Source organism: Chitinophaga sp. (genome assembly GCF_036566945.1).
GTDB lineage: Bacteria > Bacteroidota > Bacteroidia > Chitinophagales > Chitinophagaceae > Chitinophaga.
Genome location: NZ_DATCVJ010000258.1, coordinates 1 through 11,025, shown reverse-complemented (window position 1 = coordinate 11,025; position 11,025 = coordinate 1). Strand labels below are relative to the sequence as shown.

Below are 11,025 nucleotides of genomic sequence, written 5' to 3'. Positions count from 1 at the left end.
TTATACTGATTTAGATGATTTTCCAGATTTTTACTTTTTGATTAATAGGATTAAAAAAGATTAGCGAAGATCGATGTGGTTATCCTCATCCTTCTTCGCTAATTTTTTCATATCATTTAAAATCCCAAAAGTAAAAATCTGGAAAATCATCTAAATCAGTATAATCCTGAACAAAGACAAAAAAACTACTCTTTTACAACCAACCGGAAGCCATTACCGTGAATATTCACGATTTCAATATTGGAATCATCCTTCAGGTATTTACGCAGTTTGGCGATGTATACATCCATACTACGGCCATTGAAGTAGGTATCGCTACCCCATATTTTTTTCAGTGCCAGTTCACGTGGCAGCAGGTCATTTTTATGTTCGCATAACATGTGCAGCAGTTCGTTCTCTTTAGGGGAGAGCGTATGTGTTTCATTGTTATGTGCCAGTGTGCGCAGGCGGGAGTTGAAAGCATAGGAGCCGATAATGAACTCGTGTACTTCTTCTTCCTTGCTGTTCAGCTCCTGGTTGCGTTTCAGGATAGCTTTAATTTTCAGCAGCAGAAGTTCGCTGTCGAAAGGTTTGGAGATATAATCATCTGCACCCAGTTTATACCCCTGGATGATGTCTTCCTTCATGGTTTTTGCAGAGAGGAAGAAAAGCGGAATATCAGGATCTACGTCTCTGATTTCTTCTGCTAATTTAAATCCGTCCATATTGGGCATCATAATGTCCAGCAGACAGATGTCAAATTTTTCGCGGCGGAAGGCTGCCAGAGCCAGGATACCATCGCGGCACAATTCCACATCATAGTCATTCAGCTCTAGGTAGTTTTTAAGTACCATACCCAGATTGGTATCATCCTCAGCCAATAATATTTTCGGTTTACGTTCTTCCATAATCATAAAGGATTGATTATAACAAATATAAAGTTTTTCTGCGGCACGAAAGGTCGGTAAAATTTGGGCGCCAGCACTCAAATGAATTGTTAAAACTATTACTATGATAACGCCGGAATACGGCCTATTTCTTACTTAGCAGCGAGGTAAAGGGGTAACGGAGGTGACTGTAATTGATCATATCTACCACAATGTTGCCCACCGATATGGGGCTTTCTATCCGCAAAGGTACCTTATTAGCATCATCACTTACCCATACGGTCATTTTTTCACCACCCTCAAAGATGGTTCCTTTAATGAGGAGTGGTTTGAATTTGATGGCGCGGAACTTACCGAACTTGGTATTGATCTCTTCCTTGCCCATATACCGGATGTAGATGTTGTATACCTGGTCATCCAGGAACATGGCAAAAGGTATTTTATCTCCGGCCACATATTTGTCGAAATTGATGTTACGGGCGTAATAGATGGCGCTGATCACATCCTGTACACAGGGAGGTACCGTAAAGGTGCCGTTGGTACTGATGGCCTGATGACCGGCCTGATTGAAGATAACATTGTTATAGATCTTGTAGCCGCCTTCATTTACGTTACGGACAAACTTCAGGGGTTGCAGGGTGGCGGTATCGATATAGCTTTCGTACTTATCACGTACTTTAAAGATCCAGTCGTAGGCCCGGTAAGTTTTGCCATCTCCTACCACATGGAATACATCGCGGTTGGCGAAGCGTTCGATGCCCACGTTAAAAGTAGCTTCTCCTGCGCCCACATACATTTTACCAAGATTATAGAATACTTTCAGGGTAATACTTTCACCGGCATTAAAGCTGCTGTTTCGGATAGAGCAGAAATCGGTTTGCGCTTCAACACGTTGAATACAGGAGAGCCATAAGATGATCAGTAGAAGATACTTCATTGATGGAAGCTATTTTTCCTTAAAAATTTTTACTCCTAACAACAACACACTTCCTAAAACGGCCGGCAGTACCAGGTTGATCAGCCATATACCCACCGTGGCTGCTATAATGGCCATGGTATTGGAGCTTAACAAACCAAGGAAAAAGATGCTCACTTTTCCACGTACTCCCAGTTCTGCAATGGCGATAGTAGGAACGCCTGCCATTACCAGATAAATTACACTATTTAGTAAGAACGCCTGCCACCACATGAACTCCATGCCAAGGGCGTCCAACAAAATCAAATACTGTGCCGAGAAGACTATATACCGCAGGGCTGAAAGCAGCAACAGGTAACGTAATTCGCCGGATGAATATTTGACTATGATCTGAACAAACACCTTTGCTTTACGCAGGAAAGGTACCTTTTCAAATACAGACAGAATAATTTGTAACCGAAAATATAACAATATAATCAGGCCGCAAATAAGAACTCCCCCAATCAGGATTATTTTCTGCCATAAAGCGGGGTTCAGGAAAGCACTCTCCTTTGCCAGCGCGAAGTTGTTGATATAGTACAGGAAACCAATTAACCCAAAAATAATAGTCACAATCAGCTGGCTAAAACTTCCTACTATAGTAGCAGCAATGGCTTTCAGCTTGTTATGATTTTTGAGATACAGGATGCGTCCACCGTACTCGCCTACACGATTTGGGGTATTAATAGATAACGATACGCCGGAAAGAATAGCACTGAACGCTCTCAAAAAAGAAACTTCCTCCAATGGGGCCACGAGTTTTTGCCACTTGCGGGCTTCCAGTCCCCAGTTAAAAAGCATGAGTACCATTACCAGGAAGATGCCCACCCAGCCTTTCTCCTGCAGGGTCCCCCACATATGCCGGACAGACAACTGCAGGTTGTCCCGGTGAATCAATTGCGAATAGATGGAGTATGCCAGCCAGGTAAAAAGCCCCGCTCCTAATAAGTAATTGAGAATTATTTTGGTACTTTTGTTCAGATAGTAAAATTTTGGCAAAAATAAACTGTGGTTGGCAAACAAGTCAAAAATAATTCTCGGCATTGACCCCGGTACCCTCGTAATGGGCTATGGGCTTATACTTATCGAAGGAAAAAAGGCCAGTCTCATAGAGATGAATGTCCTGAAACTATCCAAATTCAAAGATCACTACGACCGATTACAGCAGATTCATTGCAGGGTACAGGAACTTATTCAGGAGCATAAACCTACCAGTTTTGCTATTGAAGCTCCCTTCTTTGGCAAGAACGTTCAAAGTATGCTGAAGCTCGGACGTGCCCAGGGAGTAGCCATTGCAGCTGCTATTCAGGGAGGGTTGGCGGTAACAGAATATTCTCCCAAAAAAGTAAAACAGTCCGTTACCGGCAATGGTAATGCGGACAAAGAACAGGTTTGGCTGATGCTGCAACGTATCCTCAGTCTTTCCGAACGTCCTGATTACCTTGATGCTACAGATGCCCTTGCCGTAGCGGTGTGTCACTTTTACCAGGAAAGCAGTCCGCTCGCCGGAATTAGCAAAGCAAAAGGCTGGGAGCAATTCCTGCAACAGCACCCCGAAAGGATCGCCAGGTAAAAATTAAACCCCGAAAAGGTTATTTCATAAATCCGTAAATTGTAGTTACTTTGGTTGAAATTCAACAACCCATTTAAAGCTAACGGCCCTGCGCCGGGATAACAGCTTGACTATGAAAGGTGACCATCATTTGTTATACACAAGTTATATAACAAGCTTTTTTATATTAATCAGCATCAGGCAGATATGAAAGCAAGAATCCTATTGGTGGAAGATGATCAAAATATTGGTGCGGTTACGAAAAAACGATTGGAAGAAGCGGGTTATGATGTAGTGCACAGTATAGACGGCCAGGCGGCATGGGAGCAGTTTCAGGTACGCTCATTCGATATTTGCTTACTGGATGTGATGATGCCCAAAAAAGACGGCCTGCAACTGGCTCAGCAAATCCGCGAGCTCAATGATCACGTTCCTATATTATTCCTCACTTCTAAGAATGAAAAAGAAGACAGAATAGCCGGACTCCAAACCGGAGCCGATGACTATATCAGCAAACCTTTCAGTATGCAGGAACTCATACTGCGTATTGAAGTGTTCCTGAAACGAAGCATGGGCCGGAGTAAAGACAAGTCAAGTCTCTTTACCATTGGTCAGCTTACCTTCGATTATGAAGACCTTCGCCTCTACACCACCAATGGAGATGTATCCATTTCGGTGACGCAGAAAGAAGCGGACCTGCTGAAATACTTCTGTAACAATCCCAATAAAACACTCAAAAGAGAAGATATACTTTCCAATGTATGGGGAAAAGATGACTACTTCCTCGGACGCAGTATGGACGTATTTATTACCAAACTGCGGAAACATTTCAAATCAGATCCGCAAATCAAATTGGAAACCGTGCATGGTGTGGGATTCCGGTTTAACATTCCCCCTGCCAAATAATACAACTATAAGGCGGCGATAATTTGCGCCTGTATCTCTTTAAACTCTTCTACAGACAGCTTCAGCTTACTGCGGGAAAAATTCATATCATCTGCCGAGTTAATCGGAATCAGGTGCATGTGTGCATGCGGCACTTCCAGCCCTACCACACTCACGCCTATACGATTACAGGGAATTACTTTTTCGATAGCTTGTGCAATCGGTTTGGCAAACAGCAGCCACTCTTTCAGCAAGTCGTCCGACACATCAAAAAACTTATCCGTTTCCGCTTTGGAGATGACCAGGGTATGTCCTTTTACCAGCGGGAAAATATCCAGGAAAGCATAAAAATGTTCGTTCTCCGCTATTTTATAGCTCGGAATCTCACCCTTGATAATTTTCGTGAAAATGGTCATAGTATTAATTTCTTAGTGTCAATGTAAAATAAAAAAGGGTTGCAAATGAATGCAACCCATACAAATATCATGAAAAAGTGCCAGTAGCGCTTATGCAGTTATATTATCAATCTTGAATTTCACCTGTCCGTTAGGTGCCTGCACCTCAGCTACTTCACCTACATGCTTTCCCAGTAAGCCTTTGCCTATGGGAGAAGTCACAGAAATTTTGCCAGCCTTCAAATCAGCCTCTGTTTCAGAAACGATCTGGTAAGTAACCGTCTTTTTGTTAGCTACATTGGTAATAGTTACCTTACACAGGATAGATACTTTGGAGGTATCAATCGCATCTGCACTCACTATACGTGAAATTGCAATCGCATTTTCCAGCGTAGCAATCTTCGCTTCATGCAAACCTTGTGCTTCTTTGGCGGCATCATATTCGGCATTTTCCTTCAAGTCCCCCTTTTCTCTTGCTTCTGAAATAGCGCGTGCAATTTCTGCCCGACCCTTGGTTTTAAGTTGGGTCAGTTCGTTCATCATCAGATCCAGGGTTTCTTTCGTAACGTAATTTATGCCAGACATAACCTGTTGTGTTTTTTTGGTTATAAGAAAAAAAAATCAACGCCTCCATTTGCACAGAAGCGTTGTTTACTGGTATTATCGCAAATATAATGAATTTCCTATAAAGAAAAAAGGTCCTTATTTCGGGATTAAATAAATTGAAAATCAATCATTTATCCCGAAAATCAGTTCCTGCTTGAGAGGTTTATAAAATGTTTAATTTCTCTAATACAATGCGCGCCATCTTAATGCTCGCCTGATGAGAGTACCCAGCAATATGAGGGGTTACTACTACATTAGACGCCTTCAGCAACCACGCTAATTGTTCCTTTTCTACTTCGCTATATGATGCTAGTTTTTCGTTTTCCAATACATCCAGACAGGCGCCTGCCAGCACACCACTTTCCAGTGCAGCAATCAGGTCGGGGGTATTCACCAGTTTACCCCTGGCGGTATTCATGAACCATACCGGCCGGGCAAAAGAAGCAAAAAAGGCCGCATTGGCCAGGTGCTTCGTTTCCGCGGTTAACGGCAGGTGTACACTCACCACATCTGCGTCCCGGAATATCTCCTCCATGGTAGCCTCTTTCACAGCAGGAGTACCAAAACCCGTCTTATACTTATCATATGCCAGGATGTTCACGTCAAACCCCTGCAGCTTATGCGCAAAGGTACTACCGGTATTACCATAGCCGATGATCCCCACGGTTTTGCCATTCAGCTCATATCCCCGGTTGCCGTCACGCTCCCAGATACCTTGCCTCAGCTCCAGGCTGCTCTTCAGCACATTGTTCAGCAGGCAAAGGAGCATGCCCACAGCCTGCTCACCTACTGCATCCCGGTTACCTTCCGGACTGCTGGCACAACGAATCCCCTTACTCTCTGCATAAGGCACATCAATCAGCTCCATACCGGAACCCAGGCGGCCTATCCATTGCAACGCCGGTGCGTGGTCAATGATATGTTTATCTACCCGGATACGGGTGGTTACAATCAGCCCCACACAATCATGAATGGCACTGTATACTTCGTCATAAGAAATAGACGGCTGGTAGATGACTTCAAATCCTTTGTTTTCCAGCTGTTCAACTAAATACGGATGCGTTTTTGCCGTAACTAATACTTTCCTGCTCATATCATCTTATGGGATAATGCTGCAAAATCAGCCACACTCAACTCTTCAGCTCTTTTTGTAAAAATGGGATCCTGTGCTAACAGTTCCTTGTCAAACATCGTCTTCAGCGGATTACGCAATTGCTTGCGCCGTTGTCCGAAAGCGGTTTTGACCAGTACAAAAAATTTGCGCTCAGACGCAATATCTACCGGTTGTTCCAGCCGGGTAAGGCGGATCACAGCAGACTTCACTTTAGGCGGCGGATTGAAGCTATTTTCATGTACTTCAAATAAATATTCGATCTTATAATAGGCCTGTAATAACACACTGAGAATACCATATTCCTTGTTGCCATGATCAGCCGCAATACGCTGGGCCACTTCCTTCTGAAACATCCCTACTACCACATCCACCTGGGTGCGCCAGTCAAGCAGCTTAAACATGATCTGTGTAGAGATGTTATAGGGGAAATTGCCGATCAGACGGAAAGGACCATCAAAAGGCAGTGCCGCATCCAGGATGCTTTCATTGATCAGTTTACCCTGAATTTCGGGGTAAGTCTTTTCCAGGAACTGCACCTTTTCCCTGTCCAGCTCTATGGCCTTAAATTGGATGCCTGGCAGCTGCAACAGGTATTTTGTAATGGCGCCCCCACCGGGACCCACTTCCAGCACTTGCTGGCCTTCGTTTACAGGTAACGACTCCACAATTTTCCTGGAGATGTTTTCATCTATGAGGAAATGCTGGCCGAGAGATTTTTTTAGTGTATACATTGAGGAAGCAAAGATAGCTTTTTAGCGGTTAGCTTTTAGCCATTAGCTGTTAGCTTTTAGCTGTTAGTAAAATGCAGCGAAGATTAACATAATATGTCATCCGTTGCATTTTACTAAAAGCTAACAGCTAATGGCTAAAAACTGGTTCGCTGCATTTACTAACAGCTAATAGCTAAAAGCTAACCGCTAATTGGTTATATTTGCCCTTCATTGAGGCAAACAGCATGAGTACCATCCAGATCAACAAACCGGTAATAGGTATCACCATTGGCGATATCAACAGCATTGGCGCAGAAATTATCATCAAAACGTTCATGGATGCACGTATGATGGAGTTTTGCACGCCGGTGATTTTTGCATCCAACAAAACCATCAACTTTTACCGGAAGCTGATGAATGAAAACAACTTCAATTACCAGAGCATCAAAGACTTTACCCGCCTGAATCATAAGCAGGTAAACGTGTATAATTGCTGGGAAGAAGAGGTGCAGATCACGCCGGGAGTACTGAATGAAACCGGTGGCAAATACGCTGCCCGGGCGCTGGAAGTAGCCATCAAATGTATGCAGGAGGGCTATATCAACGGATTGGTAACAGCTCCTATTCATAAAAACAATATTCAAAGCGCCAACTTTAACTATACCGGCCATACGCCCTACCTGCGCGATGCCTTCAACGCCAAAGATGTACTGATGTTTATGACGGCCGATAACATGCGTGTGGGCCTGCTCACTGAACATGTGCCATTGGCGGACGTAGCAAAGTATGTCACCAAGGATAACATCCTGGGTAAATTACAGCTGATGAAAGATAGCCTGGTAAAGGATTTCGGTATTGACCAACCCCGCATTGCCGTATTGGGACTCAATCCTCATGCCGGTGATGATGGTTTAATTGGCCGCGAAGAAATAGACCAGATCATACCCGCCATCAGACATGCCAAAGGCAACGGCATACTCTGTTACGGACCTTATAGCGCTGACGCCTTTTTTGCCCGCGAAATGTTTAAACAGTTTGACGGCGTACTGGCCATGTATCATGACCAGGGCCTCATTCCATTTAAATCACTGGCCAGCGGCAACGGTATCAACTATACCGCCGGACTGGGTGTGGTACGCACTTCCCCGGACCATGGCACCGCCTTCGATATTGCCGGTAAAAACCTGGCCGATCCGGATTCTTTCAGACAAGCCATCTTTACCTGCCTGGAAATACTGGAACAACGGGAACGTTACGCAGACAATACCCGGAACCCACTGAAGAAAACAGAACTGGCATCCGAGTAGGCTGAAAGCGAAAAGCATAAAGCAAAAAGCTATTGAGGATGATGACCAAAGCGAAGAATAAATATCCGCTTTGGTCATCATCCTCAATAGCTTTTTGCTTTATGCTTTATGCCTTCCGCTTACCGGTGTTCAGATAAGACTGAATAGCCGCCACATAATTTTCAAAGGCTTTTTTGCCCGCAGGAGTTATTTTACAAATGGTTTGCGGATAGTTTTCTTTAAACTGCTTCACCACCGTAATATAGGCTGCATCACGTAATTTATTAATCTGTACACTCAGATTGCCAGCTGTCGCATTCGTTTTTTCCTTCAGCAGCGTAAAGTCAGCTTCCTCTTCACTAATCAACACCGACATAACCGCCAGCCGCAATTGTGAATGTAGTACCGGATCCAGATCTTTAAAGTCCATGAGCATGATTTTCTGAGACAGCTTAGATAGGTAGCTGCTTGGTTTCAATGATTTGCGCGCAATGGCAACAAAATAACTAAATATCTAAATAATAAAATTTCAATTTATTTCTGTGCAGCTTCCAACAGCTTGCGGGTATATGCTTCTCCCCAATGCGGTGCAATGTTGCTTTCCGGCTTGAAGGCGGCAAACTTTTCCAGTGCCAGCTCAAATGTAGTCTTCGCTTTTGTTTTACTACCACCAAATTGCTCTGGTGTGAATAACAAAGATTGACCTTGCAGCATGTACACACGTGGATTTTCAGGGTTCAGTCCTTTGGCTTGTTCCAGCTGCGAAGCCGCTTCTGCGCCATACTTCATCCCTCTGCTCATAGGGTCTACGGTCAGTCTGGCAGTAGCTACCAATGAACGGATACAGGCGATTTCAGAATTCTTTGGACTCAATGCCTCAGCTTTATCGAGGTTGGCTTCAGCTTTCTCTGCCAACGGATCTATCTGGCTTTTGTCTTTCAGCATAAATGCCTGCATCACCTGTGCATAGGCTGCATAGTAATAGGGCAGCCACTGGATTTTTTCCGCATCAGCAATGCGTTCAAAGGTGTTGCTTTTCTGTTGCAAGCCTTCCGGGGTAAAAGTGGCATTGCTATCCAGTTCCGCAGTTTGTTTCGCCATAGCGTCCTGGTACTGGGCGTTTTGGGCCATGGCAGCGGTAGTAAGACTACCGGCAAATAAAAGAACTAAAAAGGTACGTTTCATATTGTATGTTGTTAGAGGTTATTAATAACATTCTGTCTTCTGTCTATACCGAAGTTCATAAACATCCCCAGGTAAATGAATCTCGGCACATTAGGTGTAATTTCATCACGACGCAATCCATCGGAAGAATAATGATAGCCAAATACCTGTTTATTACCCGGTGCATTGCTGACCGATAAAACAAAGATGGTAAAGGCTTTCCGGATAGTGGTCAGGTAACTGGCACTTACACCCAGCGCATTGTAGGTCATCGTTTTTTCCGACATAAATTTTTCAGCCGGCAGGTTCGGATTGTAATAAGGACGACCGGTAGCAAAAGTATACGTTAGCCCGAGATTGGTACTGAGCTTGGGAAAGAAACGCTTGAATACCAGGCTGGCCGTATGGTTAGCTGCAAAATCAGGCTGCACACGTAAAGGATAATTCAGGTAGTCGCGCTTCGTATCCAGATAAGAGTAAGAGATCCAGTAATCCACATTTTTAAAGGTCTTCCTGTCACGCCAGAAAACTTCTACTCCCTGTGCATAGCCGCTACCATTGTTATTATAGCCGGGCACGGTTTTTACCAGGTCGCTGTATTTTTTGTAAAATAATTCTGTACGGAAAGTGTAGTCAGTGGCTACCCGTTGATAACTCACAATGTAATGGGTGGCTTTCATATAGCCGAGAGAGTTATCAAAGCGAAGATACTGTGGCTCCGGTTTCTGGTAATAATCGCCGTAGGCGATAGAAAACTGGCTATAGTTATTCATTTTATACGCCAGTGATATACGGGGAGCCAGATCCATTTTACCCAATATAGAAGAATACTCAGCACGACCGCCTACACGCCCTACAAAACTGGGCGTGAAGTAAACATCTCCTTCCACAAAAGCAGCGGTATAGTTATCTACATAATTAGCATTCCTTCCATTAAAGGCCGATTTTTCGATGGCATACTGGTATTCTCCACCGAAACGAAGCACAGAAAAGCGGCCCAGGTTTTTATACAGCATCACCTTCGACTGACTGAGGTCCGACTGTACCCTGATCACCGTAGGGCTTGGATTTTTCAGTAGTGTATCTGCATTGATATTATCAGTATTGGAACTGAAAGAGGCGCCCAGATATAAATGCCAGTCGTGGCCCAGGTTTTCGCGATAAGTAAGATTCGTATAGACGTTGTTGTTATGTAGCTTAAAGGATTCGGTATATCCCGGGTATTCCAGGCTATTGTTATTGTATCCCATTTTGGTCCAGTTGCCGTAGCCATAAAATTTAAGCATACCGGTTTTGGATGTTTTATGTCGGAAATTAACGGAAGTGCCGATGATTTCAGGCCCCAGATTAGGGCTTTGTTTGGGCTTAAAAATATTGAAATAGGGAGCGAGGTTGGTGTAATCTGCTTCTACGCCGTAAGATGTTTTTTTATCTTTCGACAGGTTGTCCACGCCGGCATTTACGCCAATCACCGACACACCTACAGAGGAAG

General features: G+C 44.0%; 13 protein-coding genes. 3 read left to right on the top strand and 10 right to left on the bottom strand.

The window, feature by feature from the left end; genetic code table 11:
• Positions 1–185: 185 nt before the first annotated feature.
• The 3 genes from VIP81_RS07635 to VIP81_RS07625 form a co-directional block, all read right to left on the bottom strand.
• Complete coding sequence (locus VIP81_RS07635) at positions 186–887, bottom strand: response regulator transcription factor (protein WP_331958051.1); 702 nt, start codon at positions 885–887, stop codon at positions 186–188.
• Positions 888–1,011: 124 nt separating this feature from the next.
• On the bottom strand, positions 1,012–1,803 hold the full coding sequence (locus VIP81_RS07630; RefSeq protein ID WP_331958049.1) for a DUF3108 domain-containing protein: 792 nt from the start codon (positions 1,801–1,803) through the stop codon (positions 1,012–1,014).
• 9 nt (positions 1,804–1,812) lie between these two features.
• The gene (locus VIP81_RS07625) at positions 1,813–2,820 is read right to left on the bottom strand and encodes a lysylphosphatidylglycerol synthase domain-containing protein (protein WP_331958047.1); all 1,008 of its coding nucleotides are present in this window, start codon (positions 2,818–2,820) and stop codon (positions 1,813–1,815) included.
• Between the two features lie 13 nt (positions 2,821–2,833).
• Here VIP81_RS07625 and ruvC point away from each other — a divergent pair, with 13 nt between their 5' ends.
• Positions 2,834–3,394, top strand: a complete 561-nt coding sequence (ruvC, locus tag VIP81_RS07620; protein ID WP_331958045.1) for a crossover junction endodeoxyribonuclease RuvC — start codon at positions 2,834–2,836, stop codon at positions 3,392–3,394.
• A gap of 186 nt (positions 3,395–3,580) precedes the next feature.
• The gene (locus VIP81_RS07615) at positions 3,581–4,279 is read left to right on the top strand and encodes a response regulator transcription factor (protein ID WP_331958043.1); all 699 of its coding nucleotides are present in this window, start codon (positions 3,581–3,583) and stop codon (positions 4,277–4,279) included.
• A gap of 5 nt (positions 4,280–4,284) precedes the next feature.
• Here the strand turns inward: VIP81_RS07615 and VIP81_RS07610 are convergent, their stop codons facing one another.
• The 4 genes from VIP81_RS07610 to rsmA form a co-directional block, all read right to left on the bottom strand.
• Positions 4,285–4,674 carry an HIT family protein gene (locus tag VIP81_RS07610; RefSeq protein ID WP_331958041.1) on the bottom strand — a complete coding sequence of 130 codons (390 nt, stop codon included), beginning with the start codon at positions 4,672–4,674 and terminating at the stop codon, positions 4,285–4,287.
• Positions 4,675–4,764: 90 nt separating this feature from the next.
• Positions 4,765–5,238 (bottom strand): transcription elongation factor GreA, encoded by a 474-nt coding sequence (greA, locus tag VIP81_RS07605; protein WP_331958039.1) that lies wholly within the window; start codon positions 5,236–5,238, stop codon positions 4,765–4,767.
• 184 nt (positions 5,239–5,422) lie between these two features.
• Positions 5,423–6,352 carry an NAD(P)-dependent oxidoreductase gene (locus VIP81_RS07600; protein WP_331958037.1) on the bottom strand — a complete coding sequence of 310 codons (930 nt, stop codon included), beginning with the start codon at positions 6,350–6,352 and terminating at the stop codon, positions 5,423–5,425.
• Positions 6,349–7,104: a 16S rRNA (adenine(1518)-N(6)/adenine(1519)-N(6))-dimethyltransferase RsmA gene (gene rsmA, locus VIP81_RS07595; RefSeq protein ID WP_331958035.1), complete on the bottom strand. Its 756-nt coding sequence runs from the start codon at positions 7,102–7,104 to the stop codon at positions 6,349–6,351. Before rsmA ends, VIP81_RS07600 begins: the two co-directional genes overlap by 4 nt.
• A gap of 224 nt (positions 7,105–7,328) precedes the next feature.
• Between rsmA and pdxA the strand changes: the two genes are divergently transcribed.
• Positions 7,329–8,390, top strand: a complete 1,062-nt coding sequence (gene pdxA / locus VIP81_RS07590; protein WP_331958033.1) for a 4-hydroxythreonine-4-phosphate dehydrogenase PdxA — start codon at positions 7,329–7,331, stop codon at positions 8,388–8,390.
• A 106-nt stretch (positions 8,391–8,496) separates the two neighbouring features.
• Here pdxA and VIP81_RS07585 read toward each other — a convergent pair whose 3' ends face one another.
• The 3 genes from VIP81_RS07585 to VIP81_RS07575 all read right to left on the bottom strand — a co-directional run.
• Positions 8,497–8,799, bottom strand: a complete 303-nt coding sequence (locus tag VIP81_RS07585) for a transcriptional regulator (protein ID WP_331958031.1) — start codon at positions 8,797–8,799, stop codon at positions 8,497–8,499.
• 104 nt (positions 8,800–8,903) lie between these two features.
• Positions 8,904–9,554: a hypothetical protein gene (locus VIP81_RS07580; protein ID WP_331958029.1), complete on the bottom strand. Its 651-nt coding sequence runs from the start codon at positions 9,552–9,554 to the stop codon at positions 8,904–8,906.
• A gap of 11 nt (positions 9,555–9,565) precedes the next feature.
• On the bottom strand, positions 9,566–11,025 hold a 1,460-nt coding region (locus VIP81_RS07575; RefSeq protein WP_331958027.1), incomplete at its 5' end, for a TonB-dependent receptor.

Coding starts and splice junctions, on each gene's coding strand:
- VIP81_RS07580 (WP_331958029.1), bottom strand. CDS start 9,554: ATGAAACGTACCTTTTTAGTTCTTTTATTTGCCGGTAGTCTTACTACC.
- VIP81_RS07610 (WP_331958041.1), bottom strand. CDS start 4,674: ATGACCATTTTCACGAAAATTATCAAGGGTGAGATTCCGAGCTATAAA.
- rsmA (WP_331958035.1), bottom strand. CDS start 7,104: ATGTATACACTAAAAAAATCTCTCGGCCAGCATTTCCTCATAGATGAA.
- greA (WP_331958039.1), bottom strand. CDS start 5,238: ATGTCTGGCATAAATTACGTTACGAAAGAAACCCTGGATCTGATGATG.
- pdxA (WP_331958033.1), top strand. CDS start 7,329: ATGAGTACCATCCAGATCAACAAACCGGTAATAGGTATCACCATTGGC.
- VIP81_RS07635 (WP_331958051.1), bottom strand. CDS start 887: ATGGAAGAACGTAAACCGAAAATATTATTGGCTGAGGATGATACCAAT.
- VIP81_RS07630 (WP_331958049.1), bottom strand. CDS start 1,803: ATGAAGTATCTTCTACTGATCATCTTATGGCTCTCCTGTATTCAACGT.
- VIP81_RS07615 (WP_331958043.1), top strand. CDS start 3,581: ATGAAAGCAAGAATCCTATTGGTGGAAGATGATCAAAATATTGGTGCG.
- VIP81_RS07585 (WP_331958031.1), bottom strand. CDS start 8,799: ATGGACTTTAAAGATCTGGATCCGGTACTACATTCACAATTGCGGCTG.
- VIP81_RS07600 (WP_331958037.1), bottom strand. CDS start 6,352: ATGAGCAGGAAAGTATTAGTTACGGCAAAAACGCATCCGTATTTAGTT.